General features: G+C 65.4%; 20 protein-coding genes. 12 read left to right on the plus strand and 8 right to left on the minus strand.

Features of this window, described 5'->3' with window-relative positions:
* The first annotated feature begins 47 nt into the window (after positions 1-47).
* Positions 48-857, plus strand: coding sequence for a pyrroline-5-carboxylate reductase (proC, locus tag PVE73_RS22655; RefSeq protein WP_277364416.1), 810 nt, complete (start codon positions 48-50; stop codon positions 855-857).
* A gap of 52 nt (positions 858-909) precedes the next feature.
* Positions 910-1,755 (plus strand): purine-nucleoside phosphorylase, encoded by an 846-nt coding sequence (locus PVE73_RS22660; protein ID WP_277364417.1) that lies wholly within the window; start codon positions 910-912, stop codon positions 1,753-1,755.
* A 29-nt stretch (positions 1,756-1,784) separates the two neighbouring features.
* Here the strand turns inward: PVE73_RS22660 and PVE73_RS22665 are convergent, their stop codons facing one another.
* The 3 genes from PVE73_RS22665 to PVE73_RS22675 form a co-directional block, all read right to left on the minus strand.
* Complete coding sequence (locus PVE73_RS22665; RefSeq protein ID WP_277364418.1) at positions 1,785-2,339, minus strand: HdeD family acid-resistance protein; 555 nt, start codon at positions 2,337-2,339, stop codon at positions 1,785-1,787.
* 156 nt (positions 2,340-2,495) lie between these two features.
* Positions 2,496-3,785, minus strand: a complete 1,290-nt coding sequence (rhaI, locus tag PVE73_RS22670) for an L-rhamnose catabolism isomerase (protein WP_277364419.1) — start codon at positions 3,783-3,785, stop codon at positions 2,496-2,498.
* Positions 3,786-3,829: 44 nt separating this feature from the next.
* A complete protein-coding gene (locus PVE73_RS22675) occupies positions 3,830-5,932 on the minus strand; it encodes a bifunctional rhamnulose-1-phosphate aldolase/short-chain dehydrogenase (protein WP_277364420.1) in 2,103 nt (700 codons plus the stop codon).
* Positions 5,933-6,119: 187 nt separating this feature from the next.
* Here PVE73_RS22675 and PVE73_RS22680 point away from each other — a divergent pair, with 187 nt between their 5' ends.
* The 10 genes from PVE73_RS22680 (at position 6,120) to PVE73_RS22725 (ending at position 17,617) form a co-directional block, all read left to right on the plus strand.
* Complete coding sequence (locus PVE73_RS22680) at positions 6,120-6,929, plus strand: DeoR/GlpR family DNA-binding transcription regulator (RefSeq protein ID WP_277364421.1); 810 nt, start codon at positions 6,120-6,122, stop codon at positions 6,927-6,929.
* A gap of 40 nt (positions 6,930-6,969) precedes the next feature.
* Positions 6,970-7,965 (plus strand): rhamnose ABC transporter substrate-binding protein, encoded by a 996-nt coding sequence (gene rhaS, locus PVE73_RS22685; protein ID WP_277364422.1) that lies wholly within the window; start codon positions 6,970-6,972, stop codon positions 7,963-7,965.
* Between the two features lie 114 nt (positions 7,966-8,079).
* Positions 8,080-9,621: a sugar ABC transporter ATP-binding protein gene (locus PVE73_RS22690; protein ID WP_277367552.1), complete on the plus strand. Its 1,542-nt coding sequence runs from the start codon at positions 8,080-8,082 to the stop codon at positions 9,619-9,621.
* Positions 9,618-10,592 carry an ABC transporter permease gene (locus PVE73_RS22695; RefSeq protein WP_277364423.1) on the plus strand — a complete coding sequence of 325 codons (975 nt, stop codon included), beginning with the start codon at positions 9,618-9,620 and terminating at the stop codon, positions 10,590-10,592. Before PVE73_RS22690 ends, PVE73_RS22695 begins: the two co-directional genes overlap by 4 nt.
* A 103-nt stretch (positions 10,593-10,695) precedes the next feature.
* Positions 10,696-11,697 (plus strand): ABC transporter permease, encoded by a 1,002-nt coding sequence (locus PVE73_RS22700; protein ID WP_277364424.1) that lies wholly within the window; start codon positions 10,696-10,698, stop codon positions 11,695-11,697.
* The gene (gene rhaM / locus PVE73_RS22705) at positions 11,697-12,014 is read left to right on the plus strand and encodes an L-rhamnose mutarotase (RefSeq protein WP_277364425.1); all 318 of its coding nucleotides are present in this window, start codon (positions 11,697-11,699) and stop codon (positions 12,012-12,014) included. The genes PVE73_RS22700 and rhaM overlap by 1 nt, the downstream gene beginning before the upstream one ends.
* A gap of 4 nt (positions 12,015-12,018) precedes the next feature.
* Positions 12,019-13,383 (plus strand): FGGY-family carbohydrate kinase, encoded by a 1,365-nt coding sequence (locus tag PVE73_RS22710; RefSeq protein WP_277364426.1) that lies wholly within the window; start codon positions 12,019-12,021, stop codon positions 13,381-13,383.
* Positions 13,384-13,880: 497 nt separating this feature from the next.
* Positions 13,881-14,666 carry a ThuA domain-containing protein gene (locus PVE73_RS22715; RefSeq protein ID WP_277364427.1) on the plus strand — a complete coding sequence of 262 codons (786 nt, stop codon included), beginning with the start codon at positions 13,881-13,883 and terminating at the stop codon, positions 14,664-14,666.
* A gap of 14 nt (positions 14,667-14,680) precedes the next feature.
* On the plus strand, positions 14,681-15,727 hold the full coding sequence (locus PVE73_RS22720; RefSeq protein ID WP_277364428.1) for a Gfo/Idh/MocA family oxidoreductase: 1,047 nt from the start codon (positions 14,681-14,683) through the stop codon (positions 15,725-15,727).
* Between the two features lie 219 nt (positions 15,728-15,946).
* A complete protein-coding gene (locus tag PVE73_RS22725; RefSeq protein ID WP_277364429.1) occupies positions 15,947-17,617 on the plus strand; it encodes a Na/Pi cotransporter family protein in 1,671 nt (556 codons plus the stop codon).
* On the opposite strand, the gene PVE73_RS22730 is transcribed toward PVE73_RS22725, so the two are convergent.
* The 5 genes from PVE73_RS22730 to PVE73_RS22750 all read right to left on the minus strand — a co-directional run bounded on the left by PVE73_RS22730 (position 17,604) and on the right by PVE73_RS22750 (position 22,905).
* Entirely contained in the window at positions 17,604-18,647 is a 1,044-nt protein-coding gene (locus PVE73_RS22730; RefSeq protein ID WP_277364430.1) for a polysaccharide deacetylase family protein, read from the minus strand. The genes PVE73_RS22725 and PVE73_RS22730 overlap by 14 nt on opposite strands.
* 22 nt (positions 18,648-18,669) lie before the next feature.
* Complete coding sequence (locus PVE73_RS22735) at positions 18,670-19,902, minus strand: ATP-grasp domain-containing protein (RefSeq protein ID WP_277364431.1); 1,233 nt, start codon at positions 19,900-19,902, stop codon at positions 18,670-18,672.
* A gap of 114 nt (positions 19,903-20,016) precedes the next feature.
* Complete coding sequence (locus PVE73_RS22740; RefSeq protein WP_277364432.1) at positions 20,017-20,835, minus strand: ABC transporter ATP-binding protein; 819 nt, start codon at positions 20,833-20,835, stop codon at positions 20,017-20,019.
* A complete protein-coding gene (locus PVE73_RS22745) occupies positions 20,828-21,895 on the minus strand; it encodes an iron ABC transporter permease (protein WP_277364433.1) in 1,068 nt (355 codons plus the stop codon). Before PVE73_RS22745 ends, PVE73_RS22740 begins: the two co-directional genes overlap by 8 nt.
* The gene (locus PVE73_RS22750) at positions 21,895-22,905 is read right to left on the minus strand and encodes an iron ABC transporter permease (RefSeq protein ID WP_277364434.1); all 1,011 of its coding nucleotides are present in this window, start codon (positions 22,903-22,905) and stop codon (positions 21,895-21,897) included. The genes PVE73_RS22745 and PVE73_RS22750 overlap by 1 nt, the downstream gene beginning before the upstream one ends.
* Positions 22,906-22,941 lie beyond the last annotated feature (36 nt).

A 22,941-nucleotide genomic window follows, 5' to 3' on the forward strand; every position in this document is an offset into this window, starting at 1 on the left:
ACGGCGCTCGACGCGCCATTCCTTTTGGCGAGCATCAGGAGGTACGGATGGGTAAGCAGGTCGTTCTCGTCGGCTGCGGCAATATGGGATATGCGATGCTGAAGGGCTGGCTTGCCGCCGGGAAGCTGGCGGCCAACGACATCCGTGTCGTCGAGCCGAACGAGGATTTGCGGGCGCGCGCCGCAAAGCATGGCGTGATTGTCGCGGCACGATCGGACGAGTTGGACCGGACGGCCGCCGATCTCGTCGTCTTCGCCGTCAAGCCCCAGGTGATCCGCGACGTCGTTCCAGCCTATCGGTCCTTTGCGCCGGGCGCGACGTTCCTGAGCGTCGCCGCAGGCACCGGCATTGCCACATTCGAGGAATTGCTGGGGAGCAACGCCGCCGTCATCCGCTGCATGCCCAATACGCCTGCAGCGATCGGCAGGGGGATGCTGGTGGTTTATGCCAACCCGAATGTCAGCCCCGAAGCGAGGAATTTCGTAAGCGGTCTTCTTTCCGCCAGCGGTGCCGTCGCCACCATTGACGATGAGCGGCTGATGGACGCTGTCACGGCGGTGTCCGGCTCGGGCCCGGCCTATGTGTTTTACTTCATAGAATGCCTGACGGCGGCGGGCGAAAAGGCCGGCCTGCCGGCCGACACGGCCAGGCTCCTTGCCATGCAGACGGTCTATGGCGCCGCAGTTCTCGCGAAGGAAAGCGGCGAGGAACCGGGAAAACTGAGGGAGCAGGTGACGAGCCCCAACGGAACCACCGCCGCCGCGCTCGGGGTGCTGATGGGGGATGAGCGTCTTCAGGCGCTCGTCACCGACGCGGTGGACGCGGCGAGGAAGCGCTCGATCGAGCTCGGGAAATAGCGGCAGCAAGGCGGGTGCTGCGGAACCGTTTCGGTCGAAGAGAGAGGAAACCATGGCAGAAGCAAGCCAAATCGAGCGCCTGAACCGTGCCCACAAGTCCGTCGCAGACTGTGTCGGCGCGCCGGTGGAGATCGCCATCGTGCTGGGCTCCGGCCTCGGAGACCTGGCCAGGGGGATCAAGGATGCCACCATCATCCCCTATGCCGATATTCAGGGGTTTCCGGTGGCGACCGCGCCCGGCCACAAGGGCCAGCTCATCGTCGGCACCCTGCACGGTCGGCGGGTGGCGGCGATGCAGGGGCGGCTTCATCTCTATGAAGGATGGACCCCGCGCGACATCGCGCTTGCCATCTATCTTCTCGACCGGCTCGGCAGCACCACCCTCGTCGTGACCAACGCGGCCGGCGCCCTCAACCCGGATTACCGGCCGGGCGATGTGATGCTCATCGAGGACCATCTGAACTTCACCGGCACCAACCCGCTTGTCGGTCCCAACGACGGCGAAATCGGCCTGCGTTTCCCGGATATGGCTCGCGCCTATGATCCAGACCTTCTGGAGCTTGCGACGGACGCCGCGGATCGCACGTTGCAGCCCGTGCATCGCGGCATCTACGCTGGCATTCTCGGCCCCTCGCTCGAGACGCTCGCCGAGCGCCGCTTCCTGCGTGCGGCGGGTGGCGACGCGGTGGGAATGTCCACGGTGACGGAAGTCATTGCCGCCGCTCACGCGGGGCTCCGCGTCGTCGGCATCTCGGCCATCACCAACGCGGCGAGTGGCTGGGCCGACGAGCATTCGGATACCGTGGAGGAAGTGTTCGCCCACACAGCCGTCAGCGGCGAGAAGATAGACTCCATCCTGCAGGAGCTGCTGCCCCTTCTGCCCCGCCGGCTGGACTGAGCTCCAGCCGCGCCCGACGGCGGCAAAGGTCAGGCGTTGCGCAGCGCCAGCCCCGCCGCGATCCAGCCAGCGCCTGCGAAGATCAGGTCGATGCCCAGGAATGTGCCGAGCACGAAAAGGCTCGTGGCCGGCCAGCCGGCGACGATCATCACCCCGACGATCACAGTGATCACCGCAGAGAACAGGATCCAGCCCCAGCCCGGCGCACCGCGCAGTTGCGCGGCCAGGATGCCGCGCACGATACCGGCGGCGATCAAGCCGATGCCCAGCAGCAAGGTCAGCACCACGGATGCAAGCAGCGGATTGGAAAAGGCGATGAAGCCCGCCACCACGTAAAGTGCGCCGATCAGGATCCAGAGGAAGAAGCGGCCCCAGGTCCTCATCTGAAAGCCGTGGATGATCTCGGCAACACCGGCAAGCGTCATCATCACGCCGACCACGAAGACGCTCGCCACCGTCGCCGTCACGACGCTGCCCAACGCGACAATGCCCGCAATCAGGAAAACGACACCAAGAGCCACCACCCAGCCCCAGCGCGCCTTGAGCTCCGGACCGCCCGAAGCCAGATCCGTCGTGCCAACCATCCCCAGCCTCCTTCATCGACAATGGATGCGACCGCCGCACCGACGCGTTGCAGTCCACCGGGAAGAAGCTCTCACTTCGGCCTTGAACTGTCAAACCAGAGACGGGCGGAGGGTTTCCGAAGCTTTTACAAGCGTTGCCGCTTCACGCAGCCATGATCATACGATCCCGCCGCCGCCGCCCGAAACCGCCGGGCGCTCTTCCGCGACCTGCCGGCGATAGCCGCTTTCGCGATAGGCCGCCACGGGATCGGCCGCACCGCCCTCCTCCACGCGAGCCAGAGCAAGGATCGGCTCCAGGTCCGTGCGGAAGGCGGCCTTGAGCACCTGCGTCGCCATCAGCGCGTCATTCGCCTCCTGAAACCCTTCGAGCGCCGTGCGGTCGACGAGAAGGGCCTGCGCATAGGCGCGAACCACTTCGGTCGCCGAGACCATCAGGCTCTCGATCGGGTCGGTCACGTTGTGGCTCTGGTCAAGCATATGCGCGGGGTTGAAGCCCGGCGCGTTGCGATGCTCGGCATCGACCAGCTCATTGAAGACGAGGAACAGGCGGTAGGGGTCGATCGAGCCCGCGTCCAGGTCGTCGTCGCCATATTTGGAATCGTTGAAGTGGAAGCCGCCGAGCTTGCCGAACTGGATGAGCCGGGCCACGATCATCTCGATGTTCACGTTCGGCGCGTGGTGGCCGAGATCGACCAGGCAGAAAGCCTTCGGCCCCAGTTCCTGGGCGATCAGGTAGTTGGTGCCCCAGTCCTGCACGACGGTCGAATAGAATGCCGGCTCGTACATCTTGTGCTCGGTGAACACGCGCCAGTCTTCGGGGAGCGCCGCGTAGACATCGCGCATGGACGCGAGATACCGCTCGAAGGCTTTCGTGAAATTGCTCTGGCCAGGGAAGTTCGAACCGTCCCCGATCCAGACCGTCAGTGCCTTCGAACCGATCGCCTGGCCGATCTCGATGCACTCGATGTTGTGCTCGACCGCCTGCCGGCGCGTGGCGGCATCCGTATGCGACAGCGAGCCGAATTTGTAGGAGTGGCGGTCGCCGGGGTGATCCTGAAACGTATTGGAGTTCATCGCGTCGAAACCAAGGCCGAAGCGCTCCGCAGTTTCCTTCAGGCGTTGCGGATCCGCCTTGTCCCAAGGGACATGGAGCGACACGCTCGGCGTGGCGCGGGTAAGCTGCTGGATCACCGCGCAGTCCTGCAGCTTGTCAAAGATGCCGCGCGGCTCGCCTTGCCCGGGAAAGCGTGCGAAGCGCGTGCCGCCCGTGCCGACTCCCCAGGAAGGGATCGCCACGCCGAAGGCGGCGACCTTCTGCTTGATCGTGTCGATCGAGACGCCTCGGCGATCGAGTTGCTCGCCGAGCGTTTCATAGTCGCGCTTGAGCGCCGGCATGCGGGAAGCGTTGTGGTTTTCCAAAAGACCTGCGTTGATCAACTCAGTCATTCTTCTCCTCCCAAGCTGGCGCGAAGGGACTCCGGTATCCAGTTCTACCGCGTGAAGCTCTGCGCGTTCCCCGCATCGACGTTGAGGATGTTGCCGGTCGATTTCGCCGAAACATCCGACACGAAGAAGAACACCGCCTCCGCAATATCCTCCGGCAAGACGTTGAGCTTCAGGAGCGAACGCTTGCGGTAGTGCTCCTCCAGCTCGTCCGGGCTCATATTGTAGGCGGCGGCGCGCTGCTCGCGCCACTCGCCCGACCAGATCTTCGAGCCGCGCAGCACCGCGTCCGGGTTCACGGTGTTGACGCGGATGCCGAACTCGGCCCCTTCGAGCGCCAGACAGCGCGCCAGATGGATCTCCGCCGCCTTGGCCGTGCAGTAGGCGGACGCATTGGGCGAGGCGGCAAGCCCGTTCTTCGAGGCAATGAAGACGATTGCGCCACCCGTCTTCTGCCGCTTCATCAGCCGGAAGGCTTCACGGGAGACGAGGAAATAGCCGGTCGACAGGATATCCATGTTGCGGTTCCACATGGAGAGCTCCGTCTCGTCCACCGGAGCGGCCGACGAAATCCCGGCATTGGAGACGAGGATGTCGAGCCCGCCATATTCGCGCGCGGCGAAGGAGAAGGCGTCCGCCACCCCCTGCTCATTCGTGACATCCAGGCGAACGCTGCATACCATGTCGGCCGTGTGCCGGCCACCGAGATCCGCATTGGCTTCTTCGAGCGACGTCTCGTCGATATCGGCCAGCACCACGCAGGCGCCGTCGCGAAGCAGGCGTTCGGCGGTCGCCTTGCCGATGCCGCCGGCGCCGCCGGTCACGAGGGCCACCTTGCCGGCCAGCGGCTTCGGCCTGGGCATACGCTGGAGCTTCGCCTCCTCCAGCAGCCAGTATTCGATGTCGAATGCCTCCTGCTCCGGCAGGCCCACATAGGAAGAGACGCTGGAGGCCCCGCGCATCACATTGATGGCGTTGACGTAGAATTCGCCGGAGATGCGCGCCGTCGCCTTGTCCTTGGCGAAGGTGATCATGCCGACGCCCGGCACGAGATAGACCACCGCGTTCGGATCGCGCATCGCCGGGCTGCCGGGCCTCTTGCAGCGCTCGTAGTAGGCTGCATAGCCTTTGCGGTACTCCCCTACGGCCCCGCTCAGGCCTTCGAGGGTCCTGTCGATATCCGGATTGGCCGGATCGAAGACGATGACCAGCGGCCTGATCTTGGTGCGCAGGAAATGGTCGGGGCAGCTCGTGCCGAGGGCCGCGAGGGCTTCCATGTCGCGCGAGGAAACGAATTCCAGCACCGCAGGCTGATCGTCGAAATGGCCGACCTTTCGCTCGGCGGCCGAGATCATGCCGCGGATTGCCGGCATCAGCTTTTCAGCGACCGCGTGCCGCTCCGCTTCCGGCAGCACCGGCCGAACCGCGCCGCCGAAGGCGGCCTTGCCGGCCGTCTTCTCCTCGAACCATTCGATGGCACGGTTGATGATGCGGATCGTGGTGTCGTAGCACTCCTGTGCCGTGTCACCCCAGGTGAAGAGCCCGTGGCTCTCCAGCACGACACCCTTGGCGTCCGGGTTCTCGCGGCAGAATTTCTCCAGCCAGAGCCCGAGTTCGAAGCCCGGCCGCTTCCAGGGGAGCCAACCGATCTCGTCGCCGTAGATCTCCGCCGTCAACTCCCTGCTGTTCTTCGATGCCGCGATGGCGATCACTGCGTCGGGATGCATGTGGTCGACATGCTTTCGCGGCACGAAGGCGTGCAGCGGCGTGTCGATGGAGGCCGCGCGCGGATTGAGGTTGAAGGTGCAGTGAGGAAGGTACCCCACCATTTCGTCCTCGTGCTCCACGCCGCGATAGAGCGTCTTCAAGCCTTCGAGCTTCTCCATGTAGAGCGTGGCGAAGCCATCGAGCTTGATCGTACCGACGTCGCCGCCCGAACCCTTCACCCACAGCACCTCGACCATCTCGCCGGTGAGCGGGTCCTTCTCCATCACCTTGGCGGAGGTGTTGCCGCCGCCATAATTGGTGATACGCTTGTCGGAACCAAGCAGGTTCGAGCGGTAGAGCAGCCGCTCCGGCTCGTTCATGGAGGCGGCCTTTGCCTCGTCCCAGAGATCGGCGAGCCGTGTGGCGGGGCGTTTATCGAGCATTCGGAGTCCTCCCGTGGCGCCTGGGGAACGGCGCAAAAATGGAGTTCCAGTTCACACCGGCCGAGGGACAATGTCAATCATAATCGATCAATTTCGGTCATGCTGCGCTGCAATCTGAAAATTTGTGATCGAATTTGATTGACAATGCGTGAGGAGGATGCCCTTAATACGCGCAATGGGAGGAGCCATGCACGAAAAGGAACGCCATCGGATCATCCTGTCCGCCGTCCAGGAAAGGCCTGTCGTGACGGTGCAGGAATTGGTCGAGATGACCTCGTCCTCCGAGGCGACGATAAGGCGGGACATTGCGGCTCTCCACGTGCAGAAGCGGCTCCGGCGCGTGCGCGGCGGCGCCGAAGCACTGAACCCGCCGCAGGTGGTCGGGCTAGCCGGCCGCCCTTTCCGCGTGAACGAAGCCCTGCATACGGCGGAGAAGCGCGCCATCGCCAGCGAGGCCGTCGAGCTCTGCACGGATGGCGAGCCGATCATCATCAATGGTGGCACCACCACGTTCCAGATGGTGCACTTCCTTGCCAACCGGCGCATGCCGATCTTCACCAATTCCTTCCCGATCGCCGAGCATCTGCTCAAGCACTCCAAGAACACGGTGATGCTCTCGGGCGGCACGATCTATCGGGAGCAGAACATCATTCTCTCGCCCTTCGACAACGACGTGACGCGCAATTTCTATGCCAAGCGCATGTTCATGGGCGCGCAAGGGCTCGGGCCGCTCGGCCTCATGGAAGGCGACCCGCTCCTGATCCAGGCCGAGCAGAAGCTGATCGACCAGGCGGACGAACTGGTGGTACTGGTGGACTCCTCGAAATTCCGCCAGCGCTCGAGCCTCATCCTGTGCGGTCTGGCGCGCATATCGACCGTGATCACGGACGAGGGAATTGAAGACCGGGAGGCGAAGATGCTGGAAGATGCCGGCGTCTCACTCATCGTCGCTCGCGTCAATCAAACGAAACAAGAGGAATCTTCGCTGCCCGCATGAGGCGGGGGCGCTGATCTTTGCAACGCAAGGGAGGAAACTCATGTCGATCGTGAAGAAATTGCTCGCGGCGGCGGCCGTCACCGCTGCGCTCATCGCCACGCCGGCCATGGCCGAGCCGGTCAAGATCGCACTCGTGGTCAAGTCGCTCGGCAACGGCTTCTTCGATGCCGCCAACAAGGGCGCGCAGGAAGCGGCCAAGGAGCTGGGCGATGTGGAGGTAATCTATACCGGCCCCACATCGGCCACCGCCGAAGGCCAGATCGAGATCATCAACTCGCTGATCGCCCAGCAGGTGGATGCCATCGCCATCTCGGCCAACGACCCGGATGCGCTGGTGCCTGCGCTGAAGAAGGCGATGGACCGCGGCATCACCGTGATCTCCTGGGATTCGGGCGTAGCCCCCGAGGGTCGCGAAATGCACCTGAACCCCTCCGATACCAACCTGATCGGCGAGACGATCATCAAGCTCGCTGCCGATTACCTGCCGGAGGGCGGGGACGTCGCCATTCTCTCCGCGGCTTCGACGGCCACCAACCAGAACGCCTGGATCGACGCGGCCAGACAAGTGCTGCCGGAGAAGTTCCCGAACATCAACCTGGTCGCTGTTGTCTATGGCGATGACGACTCGGTGAAGAGCACGAACGAGGCGAAGGGTCTCATCGCCTCCCATCCGGATCTCAAGGCCATCATCGCGCCCACCACGGTGGGTGTGGTCGCCGCCGCTCAGGTGGTGACGGACCAGAACCTGATCGGCAAGGTCAATGTCACGGGCCTGGCGCTTCCGTCCGAATTCAAGAAGTTCATCGACAACGGCGCGAGCCAGGCCGTGGCGCTCTGGAACCCGATCGATCTCGGCTATTCAGCGGTCTATCTTGCGCACCAGCTCGCCACGGACGAGGCGGAGGCCAAGCCGGGCGCGACACTCTCCATCGGCCGTGTCGGCGAGGTGACGCTGGACGATACCAATTCGGCGGCGATGGCGGCTCCTTTCCAGTTCGACAAGTCGAACATCGAGGAATTCTCGAAGATCTATTGATCCTGCGCATTTGAACGGGCGCGGCAATCGCTGCGCCCGTATTCTTAGGGAATCGTCTGAGATGCTCTTGCCCTACGTTGCCCCCCTCTGGCCTGCCGGAGTTGTCGCCAGATGATGCACACCTCCGTCCAAAGCCCGGAGCCGTCCGTCGCCGCCAGCGAGGCGGCGCCTGTCATCACACTCTCCGGCATAGCCAAGAGCTTCCCCGGCGTTCGCGCGCTTTCGGGTGTGAGCCTATCGCTCTATCCGGGTGAGGTGACCGCGCTCATCGGTGAGAACGGCGCCGGCAAGTCCACTCTGGTCAAGATCCTCACCGGCATCTACCAGCCCGACGAAGGCGAGGTCCGCATCGATGATGCGCCGGTGAAGCTGCCCACGGCCCACGCAGCCTTCGAGCAGGGCATCACGGCCATCCACCAGGAGACGGTGCTCTTCGACCATCTCACCGTCGCCGAAAACATCTTCCTCGGCCATGCGCCGCGCACGCGGTTCGGCACGATCGACTGGCGCATCATGCGCGCCAATGCACAGGAAGTGCTGGAGACGATGGGGGCGACGCATATCGAGCCCGGCACTCCGCTTTCCGATCTCGGCATCGCCAACAAGCACCTGGTGGCCATCGCCCGCGCCATGTCGATCGATGCGCGAATCGTCATCATGGACGAGCCCACGGCGGCGCTCTCGGCCAAGGAGATCGAGGAGCTCTTCCTGCTCATCGAATTCCTGAAGGGCCAAAAGAAGGCCATCCTCTTCATCAGCCACAAGTTCGACGAGATTTTCCGGATCGCCGATCGTTACACCGTCTTCCGCGATGGGCAGATGGTGGGCGAAGGCCTGCTTGCCGGCACCACGCAGAACGATCTGGTGCGCATGATGGTGGGCCGCGCGGTCGAGCACATCTTTCCCGAGCGCGAGCCTAAGATCGGCGGCCCCCTGCTTACTGTTTCCGGCCTTTCGCACCCTACCGAGTTCGACGATATCAGCTTCGAACTGCGCGAGGGCGAGATTCTCGGTTTCTACGGTCTGGTCGGCGCAGGGCGCAGCGAGGTGATGCAGGCGATCGCCGGAATGACGCGCACGAGTAGCGGGAAAATCACGCTCGGCGGCCAGGAGATCGCGCCGAAGTCGGCCGCCGACGCCATCGAAGCCGGCATCGTCTACGTGCCGGAGGAGCGCGGGCGGCAGGGCGTCGTCATCGGCATGCCCATTTTCCAGAACGTCTCGCTTCCCTCACTCAAGCGCACCTCCAAATCCGGCGTGCTGCGGCTTGCTGAAGAGTTCCGCCTCGCCCGCACCTATACGGAACGGCTCGATCTCCGGGCTTCCTCGCTCAGCCAGGACGTGGGCACGCTTTCGGGTGGCAACCAGCAGAAGGTGGTGATCGCCAAATGGCTCGCCACAGGGCCGAAGGTCATCATCCTCGACGAGCCGACGAAAGGCATCGATATCGGCTCCAAGGCGGCTGTGCACGGCTTCATGGCCGAACTGGTGGCGCAAGGCCTCTCCGTCATCATGGTCTCGTCGGAGCTGCCGGAGATTCTCGGCATGTCGGACCGCGTTGTCGTCATGCGCGAGGGCCGCATGGTCGCCGTGAAGGAGAACCGCAACCTCGACGCGGAGACGCTCGTCCGGCTTGCCGCGGGGATCACACAATGAGATCGCTTGCAAGACAGCGCGAGGTCTGGCTCCTCGCCGCCATCATATTGCTCGTCGCAATCATCGCAACGCGCTTTCCGGCATTCGCGCGGCCGGGCAACCTGCTTTCCGTCTTCAACGATACCTCTATCCTGATCATCCTGGCGCTCGGCCAGATGGCGGTGATCCTGACGCGGTCCATCGATCTCTCGATGGCGTCGAACCTCGCCTTCACAGGCATGGCCGTGGCCATGACGAATGCCGCATTTCCAGCAATCCCGGTGGTGCTGCTCATCCTGATGGCGCTCGCCATCGGGGCGGCGCTGGGCGCCTTCAATGGCCTGCTCGTCTGGAAGCTCGGCATCCCACCCATCGTGGTGACGCTGGGCACGCTCACCGTCTTCCGCGGCGCGACCTTCGTGCTTTCGGGCGGCGCGTGGGTGAATGCCGACCAGATGAGCCAGGGCTTCATCGGCCTGCCGCGCATCGTCTTCCTCGGCCTGCCGATGCTCTCCTGGTTCGCGATCGCGACGATCGCGCTCTTCTATCTCCTGATGACCCGGACAGCGCTTGGGCGCTCCATTCACGCGGCGGGGATCAACCCCGTCGCTTCCGTCTATGCCGGCATCGATGTGGGCCGCACGAAGTTCCTCGCCTTCTGCCTCTCCGGCATGGTGGCGGGCCTTTGCGGCTATCTCTGGATTTCGCGCTACGTGATCGCTTCCGTCGAGGTGGCGAACGGCTACGAGCTCACCATCGTCGCGGCCTGCGTGATCGGCGGCATCTCGATCGCCGGCGGCATCGGCAGCGTGGCCGGCGCGGTTCTCGGGGCGCTCTTCCTGGGCATCATCGGCAGTGCGCTTCCTGTCATCAACATCTCGCCCTTCTGGCAGCTCGCGATTTCCGGCGGCGCCATCATCCTGGCCGTGGTGCTCAATGCGCGCGGCGAGCGCCGGCAGGGCCGCATCATCCTGAAGAGGGCCGAGGCATGAGGAAATTCGAGGGAATAAAAGGGCTCCTCACCGAGTCACCCCCCTCTGACAGGCCAGAGGGGGGTGTTCTTGGCGATGCGCTTGCATTTGCATGGAGAGCCCAATGAGCGACATCGCAGAAACCCGACGCCACATTCCCGATCGGCTGGACAGTCCGTTCAAATCGGCCCTATTCAGTTGGGAAACGCTGCTTGTGCTGGTGGCAGTGGCGATCTTCATCATCAACAGCATCGCCTCGCCCTATTTCCTCAATGCGTGGTCGCTTTCCGATCTCACCTTCAACTTCACGGAAAAGGGGCTGATCGCGCTCGCCATGGCGCTGCTCATCATATCCGGAGAGATCGACCTGTCGGTTGCAGCGATCATCGCGCTCGCCTCCACCGTGATGGGCATGGCGCTTCAGGCAGGGGCTGATACACCGATGCTCGTCACGATCGGCATCGGCACCGGGCTTCTCTGCGGCGCATTCAACGGCATGCTGGTGACGCGGCTGGGGCTTCCCTCGATCGTGGTCACGATCGGCACGATGAGCCTCTTCCGCGGCATCGCCTACATCGTCCTGGGCGACGAGGCCTATAAGGGCTATCCGGAAAGCCTCGCCTTCTTCGGCCAGGGCTATGTCGGCTGGGTGATCTCCTTCGAGTTGGTGCTGTTCCTCGCCGCAGCCCTCGTCTTCTGGTTCCTCCTGCACCGCACGAGCTTCGGCCGCACGGTCTTCGCCATCGGCAACAACCCCGTGGCTTCAGCCTTTTCCGGGGTGCGGGTCGAGCGGGTGAAATTCATCCTCTTCTGCCTGACGGGGCTCATGTCCGGCATCGCCGCGGTGCTCATCACCTCCCGGCTCGGCTCCACGCGCCCCTCGATCGCGCAGGGCTACGAGCTCGAGGTCATCACAATGGTGGTGCTCGGCGGGGTCAACATCCTGGGCGGCGCGGGCTCGATCCTCGGCGTGGTGCTGGCGGCCGTGATCATGGGGCTCGTGACCTTCGGCCTCGGCCTCATGAACGTGCCGGGCATCGTGATGTCCATCTCCATTGGCCTGCTGCTGATCACCGTGATCGCGCTGCCGATCATCTTCAACCGGATCAAGGAGAGGAGGGCCTGATGCCGGAAAAATACGCCTTCAAGATGAAGCTCAATCCGGGCATGCGCGAGGAATACAAGCGCCGGCACGACGAGATCTGGCCGGAGTTGGTCGCCCTCCTCAAGGATGCCGGCATCTCCGACTACTCGATCCACCTCGATGCCGAAACGGACACGCTCTTCGGCGTGCTCTGGCGGGCGGACGACCACAGGATGGCGGACCTGCCCAACCATCCGGTGATGAAACGCTGGTGGGCGCATATGGCCGACATCATGGAAACGAAACCGGACAACGAGCCGGTGAGCATGCCACTCGAAACCGTCTTCCATATGGACTGACCCCGTGCGCCACGTCGCCGTCATCGACATCGGCAAGTCGAACGCCAAGCTGGCGCTGGTCGACCTCGAGGGGCTCGCGGAGGTCTCCGTGCGGAAGATGCCGAACCGGCCGCTCACGGCCGGGCGCTATCCACATCATGACGTGGAGGCGATCTGGGAGTTTATCCTGGAGGGTTTGAGCGAACTCCGCCGCGAGCATCAGATCGACGCGATCTCGGTGACCACCCATGGTGCCACGGCGGCACTGCTCAAAGCAGACGGCAGCCTCGCCCTGCCCGTGCTCGATTACGAGCATGACGGACCAGACGGCATGCGCAGCGACTATGATGCGGTGCGCCCCCCCTTCTCCGAGACGGGATCGCCTGCCCTGCCGCTCGGGCTCAATCTCGGGGTACAGCTCTTCTGGCAGAGCCGCTCCTTCCCGGAAGAATTTTCCGCCGTTTGTTCCATCCTGATGTATCCGCAATACTGGGCCTTCCGCCTTACGGGCGTCTCCGCCAGCGAGGCGACCTCGCTCGGCTGCCATACGGATCTCTGGAATCCGGAAGCCGGCCGCTTTGCCTCGCTCGTCGGCCAGATGGGCTGGCAGAACCTTTTCCCGCCGCTGCGAGGGGCGAGAGACGTGCTCGGGACCATTCTGCCCGATATAGCCCGGAGAACTGGCCTCGCCCCCTCAACGCCGGTGCTCTGCGGGATCCATGATTCCAACGCCTCGCTCCTGCCGCATCTCCTGTGGCGCAAGCCGCCTTTCGCGGTGGTCTCGACCGGCACCTGGGTCGTCTCGATGGCCGTGGGCGGGCAGAAGGTCACGCTCGACCCGGCGCGTGACACGCTGATCAATGTCGATGCGCTCGGCGAGCCCGTGCCGTCGGCCCGCTTCATGGGCGGCAGGGAGTACCAGATACTGACGGAGGGACAGGACACGGCCTTTACGGATGCCGACATCGAGGCCGTTCTGGAGCAAGGCATCATGCTCCTTCCCTCCGTGCAGACGGGCTGCGGGCCATTCCCGAATTCTTCCGCACGCTGGATTGCGCCGGGAGACGTTTCGAGCGGTGAACACGCCGTGGCCGCCGCATTCTATCTTGCGCTGATGACGACCACCTGCCTCGATCTCGCCGGAGCGGCGGGAGCCATCGTCGTCGAAGGGCCGTTCGCGGCAAACATGCTCTTTGCCGACATGCTGGAGGCCGCCACCGGGCGTATGGTCCTGCCGCAGGCGGGCCACGCAACCGGCACGAGCATCGGCGCCGCCCTCCTGGCGGAAGCACCGCCGCGCCATCCCCCCGCCGAAGCGCCGCGACAGAAGGGCGCAGACGCGCGCTGGCAAGCTTATGCGGAAAAGTGGCAGAGCAGGGCGAATGCTTAGTCCGGAGCGGACTGCGTCAGCATCACCGCCTGCCTGCAAAGACCGGCCGGTGCGCATCCGGGCCCGCGAGAGCGATGGGGCGCGATTCAATGCAGGTGGAGAGGACAGAGAGAAAGACAGCGTAGGTGTCGGGCGTGGCAGGAAAAACACGCCCGATGACATCTTGAGGAAGCCTCTGGAAAATTCTTGACTGCCACACGAAATACGAACAGAACGCGGTCAGGGGCGCAGCGTGTCTCGGCGGAATGCAGCGGAAAAGACTGCGCGCAGAAGAGACCCCCGGCACATGCCGACCGAACCACTGCACCAAAGTGTGCCAAAGGCAGGTTCAAATATCCAACACGTAGAGGTCCGGGCCCAGGGTTTTCCGATCGGTTTGTGGGTAAGCGCGTTCAGCCTTCCTCTTCTGCGGGAGGCGTGCGTGCAGGCGAGGTGCATGGGGATTCAAAGGCGGATGCCCCGTGCGGTTGATCCAGAAGAATTAGCAAAGGGTGCTTATGAGCATCAATGTATTGGTGTGGGGTGAGAATGTGCACGAGCGCGAGAATGAGCTCGTGCGTTCGATCTACCCCGAAGGCATGCATACGATCATCGCCAGAGCGATCGCCGCAGAAGGCGGCGTTTCGGTGAAAACAGCCGTGCTGCAGGACCCCGAGCACGGGCTGACGGAGCAGGCGCTGGCTGAGACGGACGTGCTCGTCTGGTGGGGGCACAAGGCCCATCGCCAGGTGGAGGACGAGATCGTCGAGCGCGTGGCCAAGCGCGTGTGGGAGGGGATGGGCCTCATCCTGCTCCACTCGGCGCATTTCTCGAAGATCTTCAAGCGGCTGATGGGCACGCCCTGCGCGCTGAAATGGCGCGAGGCGGGCGAGCGTGAGCGGGTGTGGGTGGTCAATCCCGGCCATCCGATCGCGCGCGGGCTGCCGCAATATTTCGAGCTCGAACAGGAGGAGATGTACGGGGAGCCCTTCTCCGTGCCGGAGCCGCTCGAGACGGTCTTCATCTCCTGGTTCCAGGGCGGCGAGGTGTTCCGCTCCGGTCTCACCTACCGGCGCGGCGCGGGCAATATCTTCTATTTCCGGCCGGGTCACGAGGCCTATCCCACCTATCACGACGAGACGGTGCACAAGGTGCTGAGAAACGCCGTGCGCTGGGCCCATTCGCCGGCTCCAGCATACACCGCGGTCCACGACGCGCCGAACGTGCCGGTGGAGAAGGCGCCCGAACCCATCACCGAGCGCGGCCCGAAGCTGCATAAGCCGGGTGAACAAGGTTTCAGATAGGAAAGATTTTCATCATGCGCTTGCTCATTCTCGGCACCGGCAAGATGGCCAACCAGCATGCCACCCGCTTTGCGGCCATTCCCGGTGTCCATCTCGTGGGCGGAGTGGATACCGACTCCGAGCGACTCAGCGCCTTCTGCGCCGCGCACAAGATCGAACACGGTTTCTCCACGACCGACGAGGCGCTCGCCTGGGGCGAGTTCGACGCCGTCACCAATGTGACGCCGGATGCCGCGCATTATGCGACGAGCCTCGCCTGCATCGCCGCCGGCAAGCACGTGCTGTGCGAAAAACCGCTGGCGACGAACTACGCCGAGGCGACCGAAATGGCCGACGCCGCCGAGAGAGCAGGCGTGGTGGCGATGGTCAATCTCAGCTACCGCAACGTGGCCGAGATCCACGCCGCGCGCGAGATGGTGCTTTCCGGCCGCATCGGCGAAGTGAAGCACATCGAGGCCTCCTACCTGCAGAGCTGGCTCGTCTCCAAGGCTTGGGGCGACTGGCGCACGGGCCAGCAATGGCTGTGGCGCCTGTCTAAAGGACACGGCTCGAACGGGACGCTCGGCGATATCGGCATCCATATCCTCGACTTCGCCTCCTATGGGGCGGGGACGGACATCGAGACGGTCACCAGCCGCCTCAAGACCTTCCACAAGGCCGACGGCGACCGGATCGGCGATTACACGCTCGACGCCAATGACAGCTTCATCATGACGGCGGGATTCGCCAACGGCGCGGTGGGCGTGATCCATGCCACGCGCTGGGCCACCGGCCACCTCAACGACCTGCGCGTGCGCATCTATGGCGACAAGGGCGGGATCGAGGTGCAGCACGACCTCAAGAGTTCAAAGCTCCGGGTCTGCCTCGATGAGGATGCCGAGACGGCGACCTGGCGCGACATGGAGGCCACCCCCGTGGCGAGCAATTACGAGCGCTTCGTCAACGCGGTGCGGTTCAACCTGCCGACGGAGCCGAGCTTCCGGCACGCGGCCGGGCTGCAGCGCATCCTCGACCTCGCCGCCGCTTCGGACGAGACTGCGCCGGCGTTCTCGCGCGTGTGATCGCGAACAGGGACGGAGCGCCGGCCGCGCTTCGCCCGGCCGGGGCCGGCCGTACGCGTGCGGAGCGTACGGCTCCGCGATCCCTCCCCCCGAGGACGGATCGTACTCGTCCTTGATGTTTTTTGCGATCAAAGGCAGCCTCTAGGGCACTGGGGCGTTTAGAAGGGCGGCGGAAACTTTCGCCGCGCCAGAATTCTGCGCCGAGGAAACGAACGCCCAATGACCGGATCCATCTTCTTTCTGCACATGGCTGGAGCGATCGCGCTGCTTCTGTGGGCGACGCGCATGGTGCGCACGGGAGTGGAACGCGCTTACGGCGAGGCGTTGAAGCAGCGGCTGCGGCACACGCTCGGCAATCCGCTTCTCGCTGCGTTCACCGGTCTCGCGCTTGCGGTGGCGCTGCAGAGCTCGACCGCAGTCACGCTGCTCGTCGGCTCCTTCGCCGGGTCGGGAATCGTGACGGGGCTTGCCGGCATCCTTGCCGTGCGCGGCGCCGAAGTGGGGTCGGCGCTCGTCGTCAAGATCCTGAGCTTCGACCTCACGCTCCTGGTTCCGCTTTGCCTCGTAGTGGGGACGGCGATTTTCATGACCACGGAGCGGCGGGAGTGGCGGCAGGCCGGCCGCATCCTCGTCGGCATCGGCCTCCTGATCCTCTCGCTGGAGATGATGGGCGAGGCCTCCGAGCCGCTGCGGCAGAGCCGTATCGTGCCGCTGATCGTGGGGTATCTCTCCAGCGATCCAACCACCGCCTTCCTGCTTGCGGCGGTCGTGACCTACCTCTTCCATTCGAGCATCGCCGCGGTGCTCCTCCTCGCCACCTTCGCGGAACGGGGGATCGTTTCTCCCGAACTCGGCATCGTGATGGTGCTGGGCGTCAATCTCGGCAGTTCCTTCATCGCGCCGATGCTGACGCGGGCTTCGCCCCCGGCGTGCCGCGTGGTGCCGCTCGGCAATCTCCTGATGCGCGGCGCGGGCTCCGTGATGGTGCTGGCCGCCTTCCTGTTCTTCCGCCCGCAGACCTCCCTGCTCGGCGCAGGGGCGGCGGACCAGGTCGTGCATGCCCACATCCTCTTCAACCTGCTGATCCTCGTGGCGGGCATCCCCCTGTCGCGGCTCGTGCTGAAGGCCACGGAAGGGATCGTGGCGCTCTCCCCCGGACCGGGCCCGCAGGAGCAGCAGGAAGCGTTGCTGAACGAAGTCAGCGCGCTCGACGACGGCGCACTGGACAAGCCGGCGCAGGCGCTCGCCAATGTGACGCGCGAGGCGGTGCGGATGTGCGAGACGGTGGAATTCATGCTGCGCCGCGTGCTCGAGCTCTACCGGCAGGCGGACAAGCAGGAGATCCGGGCACTCGCCGACCTGGACGACACCCTCGACCGCCGCCACGCCGCGATCAAGCTCTATCTCGCCCGCATCAGGCGCGAGGAGATGTCGGCGCAAGAGGCGCGGCAGTGCCAGGAGCTGCTCGGCGTCTGCGTCAGGCTCGAGCAGGCGGGCGACATCATCGTGCGCAACCTGCTCGCCCACGCCAGGCGGAAGATGGAGCGCAAGGTGGAGTTCACGGAGGAAGGCTGGGAAGAGCTTTCCACCTTCCACGCCGCTGTTCTCGCCAATGCGCGGCTTGCCTTCAACCTGCTCGTGACGGGAGACCCCGAGACCGCGCGCCGACTCGTGGCCGAAAAGGACCGGATGCGCGACATCGAGAAGACCCTGAGCCAGCGCCATTTCGAACGCCTGCGCATGGGCGCGGAGCAGAGCGTGGAGACGAGCTCCATCCATCTGGACACCATCCGGGACCTCAAGCAGATCAACTCCCTGCTCGCCGCGATGGCCTATCCCATGCTGGAGGCGGAGGGGCTGCTGAGCGATACGCGTCTCAGGTCAGCTTGAAGGCGAGGCCGGACAGGAGCGCCTCGACGTAGCGCTTCTTCTGGAAATAGCCATTCAGCGAGACGCGGCTGGCGGCTGTCGGCCGGTCGAGGATGGCGGCGGAGAGGACACCGGGCTGGGTGGTGACCGCGACCGCAAATCCCGCCCGTGCGGCGGCTTCGACCTCGCGCTCTCCCACGGCGGCGGCAAATCCGTAGGGATAGGCGAACGCCCGCGGATAGCGCCCGACATAGGTTTCCACCGCCTGCGCGGAGCCCTTGAGCTCTTCGCGAAGGCGCGCCTCGCTCACGCGGCGCAGATTGACATGGGTGAGCGTGTGCGCGCCGAACCGGGCGAGCGGATCCGCCGCGAGCGCGCGCAGTTCGCTCGCGTCCATCGTCAGGTCGGAGGTGACGGCGAGCGGATCGATCCCGCAGCGTCGCGCCAGCGCGTCGATGCGCGCCACCGCCTCGTCCTCGCCGGCGGTCTCGACAAAGGTGGAGAAGCGGGCATAGGCCGCGTGCTTCTGCGCATTCGTCGCCAGTTCGAGCGTTTCGGCGCCGCCGCCGAAGTCGAACTCGATTTCATCGCTTCCGGCCGTCAGCAGGGTCACAGTCTCCCACCACAGCGAGTGCGTCCGCTCGACGAAGCCCGCCGTGATGAAGATGGTGTAGGGGACGCCGTATCTGCGGAACACGGGTGCTGCGTGTTCGGCATTGTCGCGGTAGCCGTCATCCAGCGTGAAGCTGACGAAGCGCCTTTTGTCGGCGGGATCCGCGAGGAGTTCGGGCAGGTCCTCGACGGCAACCGGCGTCAGCCCCGCCTCCAGCGAAGCCTGAACGGCGGTGTCGAGGAATTCCGGCGTCACCGAAAGCGGCGCGTTGGGATCATAGGAGGCGCCGTTGGAGGGGCGAACATGGTGCAGCGTGAAGATGACTCCGCGACCACCCGCCGAAGGCAGGAGACGCCGTGCGCCGGACCACGCGATCGCATCGAGGACACCGCGGATGACCGCATATTTCACGGCCTGTCGTGCTGGGATATCGGGCATGGCGGTCAGCCGTCTCGCCTCTTCAATGGATCTTCAGGAAACGCCGCGTCAGCACGCGCCAGGCGGTCAGTGGGATATCGATCAGCCCCGGCATCGGATCGGAGGCGGAGAATGCCGCCCAGGCGCGCACGGTGGCGAAGGAGCGAAAATAATCGCCGGCCCGCAGCCGCCTAGTCGCGACAAGCCGGGAGCCGGCCGCTGCATCCCGCACCAGATACATCCACGAGACCTTCCGCCGTGCGGCCTTGGCCGCGACATCCCTGCCCTCCGCCACGTCCCAAAGCATGGCGCCGAGATCCACCCCGGCGGCCGCTGCAAGCCCGAACCAGGACCATGGGCGCGGGTTCACGTCGAGCACACGCATCCGGTCGTCGCGCGCATCGTGCTTGAATTCCACTTCGACCAAACCGTGATAGCCGATGTCGCCAAGGATGTGCCGGGCCGCTTCGAGGACGCGCGGCTCCTCGACCACCTCCACGAATGTGCTCGTATAGCCGAAATCGACCGGGTACTGCCGCCCTCGCCGCGCGGCGAACTCGGCGACCGGCCGGCCTTCGCTCCACAACGCCGCGTAGGAGAACTGGCTTTCCCCTCCGCCGGGGATCAGCTCCTGCACGACGACATTGTCGAGCCCGATCTGACCTGCGGCTTCCCTGTAGGCGGCGAGAAACCCGTCCTTGTCGTCGGCGCGGGCGACCTTGGCCCTGGAAAAGGAATCCCGGCCGCCGCCCATGTTCGGCTTCAGGACGACGGGGAAACGGATCTCGGCCCGCGCGGCCTCTTCAACGGAGGAGAATTCATAGGTCGGCGGTACGTCGACGCCGAGCTCAGCGGCGCGGCGGTAAAGAAGCGGCTTCTCGCAGACCCATTTCAGGCGCTCCCAACCGGGCAGCGCGATGTTGTAGGCAGCCGAAAGCGCTTCAACCGATTGCGCGACGAGCCGCACCTCGGCATCGGCGGCCGGCACGAGCAGGAAGCCTTCCAGCCCGTGTTCGGCCGCCGCAGCGCGCAGGAAGGGGACCGAGCCAGGGTCGGCAGCGCCCTGCCAGCGCAGAGTGCGGTGCACGTGGCGCGACCAGCTCGGCAGAGGATTGTCGTTGGTGATGAGCCAGACGGGGACGCCGCGGCGACCAAGGCTGCGCGCGAGCGCCAGGGTTCCATGCGCACCGCCGAGAATCGCCACGCCGCGGGGATGCGCCGAAAGGGGCCCTTGCTTCCGCGGCGCACCGCCTTCCATCCTGGTCCCTTCGGACATACCGTCCAACGCCCCCATACAATCCGCCTCTCCGTTCGGGCAACGATATGCACCCGCCCGTTAAAAAAACGCTCCCGGCCAACTCGTCCGTGCACTCGATCGCCAGGGGCTAAGTCACCCCTGCACCTCGAAACGCGGCGAGGAGTTGCGCATGGGGATGCAGAGCGGGCGGTCGTGCACCGGATCCTCGATCACGCGGCACTGGATGCCGAAGACGGAGGCGATCAGCTCTTCCGTCATCATGGTCCGGGGCGGACCGGCCTTGACGATCCTGCCGTCCTGCATGAAGACGAGGAGATCGGCATAACGGGCGGCGAGGTTGAGGTCGTGGAGGACGAGCACGACCGTGCGACCGTGCTCGCGGTTGAGCCGGCCGACCAGATCGAGGCAGTCGATCTGGTGCGCCATGTCGAGATGGTTCACCGGCTCGTCGAGGCAGATGATATCGGTCTGCTGCGCTAGCACCATGGCGATCCAGACGCGCTGGAGCTGGCCGCCCGAGAGCGAGCCCAGCCGGCGATCCCGCAGGTGCCCTACGCCGGTGCCGAACATTGCGTCCTCGACGGCCGTCGCATCGTCCTTGCTCCAGGGCTGCATCATCGCCTGGTGCGGGTAGCGGCCGAGCCGCACGAGTTCCTCCACCCGCATGTCCTCGGGCGCGGAGGGCGATTGCGCCAACAGCCCGATCTCGCGCGCGATCTCCTTCTCGCGCAGCCTGCCGATGTCGGTCTCGCCTAGGAGCACACGGCCCGACCTGGCCGCATGCAGCCTGCGGATCGCGCGCAGGAGCGTGGATTTGCCGCAGCCGTTCGGGCCCGCGAGCACGGTGATACCGCCCTTCGGGATCGCGAGCGAGATAGCGTCGACAGCGAGCCGGGGACCGTAGGCGACCGAAAGCGCGTCGACCGTCAGCCCGTTGAGCGCCTTATCCATGGAGGCGGTCCTTCCGCAAAAGGAGATAGAGGAAGTAGGGAGCGCCGATCACGGCCGTCACCGTACCCGCCGGTACTTCCGTCGGTGCGAAGAGCCCCCGGACGACGAGGTCGGCTCCCATCAGCATCGCCGCACCGGCGAGGCCGCTGGCGAGGATTCCGGCCGGCGCGGAACGCCCCACCAGGAGGCGCGCCATATGAGGGGCGAGCAGGCCGATAAAGCTGACGCCGCCGGCAAAGGCCACCGACAGCGCGGTGAGAGCCGCGGCGAGCGCAAAGACCAGCAGCCGGAAGACGGGCAGGTTCAAGCCCACCGACCGGGCGGAAACCTCGTCGAGGTCGCTGGGCGGCAGGCGCGTGGCCGCGACAAGGGCCAGGAGGAGCGCGGGAAGAAGGAGCAGTGCGGTCAACTGCACCTCGCCCCAATTGGTCTCGTTGACGGCGCCGGCGATCCAGCGCGCGGCCTGGGTGGTGCGGTAGATGGGGCCGATCAGCATGAGGACCATGGTGACGGCCTTCGCGGCGGCGGCCACCGCGATGCCGAAGAGGAGCAGCCGTACCGCCGAGGACGCCTGCCGCCCGCTCAGGACGAAGACGAGCGCCACCGCCGCGCCCGCGCCGAGGGCGGCCGCCACCGGCTGCCAGGCGATGCTGGTGACGAGCGAATTGCTCTCGTCGGAAAGCAGCGCCAGGAAGATGACGACGCCGAGTGCCGCACCATCGACGATGCCAAGCACGCTGGGCGAGGCGAGATCGTTGCGTGTGACCTTCTGAAGCAGGAAGCCGGCCATGGCGATCGCGCCGCCGGCGAGTGCCGCAAGGAGGACGCGCGGCAGCCGCAGCTGCAGGATGATGAGCTTATCGGTCCGCTCGCCGCCGCCCAAGAGGGCGGCGAGAACCTTTTCCAAAGGAATCCAGGTGGAGCCGAAGGCCGTGCTGCCAAGCAGCAGGAGGGCTGCGACGGCGAGGAGCCCGAAGAGCACGGTGACCGCCCGCGCGCGGTCGCGGGCGAGGCTGCCGAGAGCGGGGGCCGCCCGCTGAAGCTTCGCCGCCCCGCCCATCAGGCCGCGCGCCTGCGGAGGAGCATGAGCAGCAGGCCCGCCCCCACGACACCGGTGATGGCGCCCACGGGAGCCTCCGTCGGGTAAATGACGAAGCGGGCGAGGATGTCGGCCGCCGTCGCATAGACGGCGCCGATCAGCGCCGCTGCGCCAAGTTGCACGGTATGTCGCGAGCCGACGAGGGCACGCGCTGCATGTGGCACGACCAGCCCGACAAAGCTCACCGGGCCGGCCATCGCCACCGAGGCACCCGTGAGCAGCGCGACGGCCACGAAGCTTGCGACCCGGATCACGCGTACCGGCGCGCCCAGACTCTGCGCGGTCATGTCGTCCGTCTGCAGGGCGTCGAGCGGGCGGGCGAGAAGCGCCGCGAGCAACCCGCCCGCCAACAGAAGGGGAAGGTTGCGCGCCACCAGATCGAGCGGCCGGTCCACGAAGGCGCCGGCGAGCCAGAAGAGGAGTTGCTGCAGTTCCGCCTCGTTGACGGTGAGCACCACCTCGACCATGGCGTTCATCAGCCCGGCGAAGGTGACGCCCACGAGCACGATGCGCACCGGCGAAAGCCCGCCCGCCGTCGCTGCCAGCGCGAAGACGACAACGCTGGTGAGGAAGGCGCCGGCGGTCGCCGCGAAGGACAGCCCGACGAGCGAGGAGACGCCGAAGCCGGCGCTCGCCGCCACGACCGCCAGCGAGGCACCGGCATTCAAGCCCAGCGTGTCCGGCGAAGCGATGCGGTTGCGCGAAAGCGTCTGGACGATCACGCCCGCCACCCCGAGCGCGGCGCCCACCAGCGGCGCCACCACCGCGCGCGGCAGGCGGTATTCGCGGATTACCGTGTCGGCCTCGCTCGCGCCGGAGCCGGCAAGCGCGTTCCAGAGATCGCCGGGCGTATAGAGTGTGTAGCCCAGAAGCAGGCTGCCGAGTACCGCCAGACACAGCAGGGCCGCGAGGCCCGCATAGATGAAGGGCAGCCGGTTTCCGCCCTCGGCGGCGGGCAAGGCGATGGGCACGTAGCTGCTCAAAGGTGATGTTGACAGTCAGGTTTG

This window comes from Chelativorans sp. AA-79 (assembly GCF_029457495.1).
GTDB lineage: Bacteria > Pseudomonadota > Alphaproteobacteria > Rhizobiales > Rhizobiaceae > Chelativorans.

Excerpts from the sequence above, each read along its gene's own strand:
- proC (WP_277364416.1), top strand. The coding sequence starts at position 48 with ATGGGTAAGCAGGTCGTTCTCGTCGGCTGCGGCAATATGGGATATGCG.
- PVE73_RS22660 (WP_277364417.1), top strand. The coding sequence starts at position 910 with ATGGCAGAAGCAAGCCAAATCGAGCGCCTGAACCGTGCCCACAAGTCC.
- PVE73_RS22665 (WP_277364418.1), bottom strand. The coding sequence starts at position 2,339 with ATGGTTGGCACGACGGATCTGGCTTCGGGCGGTCCGGAGCTCAAGGCG.
- rhaI (WP_277364419.1), bottom strand. The coding sequence starts at position 3,785 with ATGACTGAGTTGATCAACGCAGGTCTTTTGGAAAACCACAACGCTTCC.
- PVE73_RS22675 (WP_277364420.1), bottom strand. The coding sequence starts at position 5,932 with ATGCTCGATAAACGCCCCGCCACACGGCTCGCCGATCTCTGGGACGAG.
- PVE73_RS22680 (WP_277364421.1), top strand. The coding sequence starts at position 6,120 with ATGCACGAAAAGGAACGCCATCGGATCATCCTGTCCGCCGTCCAGGAA.
- rhaS (WP_277364422.1), top strand. The coding sequence starts at position 6,970 with ATGTCGATCGTGAAGAAATTGCTCGCGGCGGCGGCCGTCACCGCTGCG.
- PVE73_RS22690 (WP_277367552.1), top strand. The coding sequence starts at position 8,080 with ATGCACACCTCCGTCCAAAGCCCGGAGCCGTCCGTCGCCGCCAGCGAG.
- PVE73_RS22695 (WP_277364423.1), top strand. The coding sequence starts at position 9,618 with ATGAGATCGCTTGCAAGACAGCGCGAGGTCTGGCTCCTCGCCGCCATC.
- PVE73_RS22700 (WP_277364424.1), top strand. The coding sequence starts at position 10,696 with ATGAGCGACATCGCAGAAACCCGACGCCACATTCCCGATCGGCTGGAC.
- rhaM (WP_277364425.1), top strand. The coding sequence starts at position 11,697 with ATGCCGGAAAAATACGCCTTCAAGATGAAGCTCAATCCGGGCATGCGC.
- PVE73_RS22715 (WP_277364427.1), top strand. The coding sequence starts at position 13,881 with ATGAGCATCAATGTATTGGTGTGGGGTGAGAATGTGCACGAGCGCGAG.
- PVE73_RS22720 (WP_277364428.1), top strand. The coding sequence starts at position 14,681 with ATGCGCTTGCTCATTCTCGGCACCGGCAAGATGGCCAACCAGCATGCC.
- PVE73_RS22725 (WP_277364429.1), top strand. The coding sequence starts at position 15,947 with ATGACCGGATCCATCTTCTTTCTGCACATGGCTGGAGCGATCGCGCTG.
- PVE73_RS22730 (WP_277364430.1), bottom strand. The coding sequence starts at position 18,647 with ATGCCCGATATCCCAGCACGACAGGCCGTGAAATATGCGGTCATCCGC.
- PVE73_RS22735 (WP_277364431.1), bottom strand. The coding sequence starts at position 19,902 with ATGTCCGAAGGGACCAGGATGGAAGGCGGTGCGCCGCGGAAGCAAGGG.
- PVE73_RS22740 (WP_277364432.1), bottom strand. The coding sequence starts at position 20,835 with ATGGATAAGGCGCTCAACGGGCTGACGGTCGACGCGCTTTCGGTCGCC.
- PVE73_RS22745 (WP_277364433.1), bottom strand. The coding sequence starts at position 21,895 with ATGGGCGGGGCGGCGAAGCTTCAGCGGGCGGCCCCCGCTCTCGGCAGC.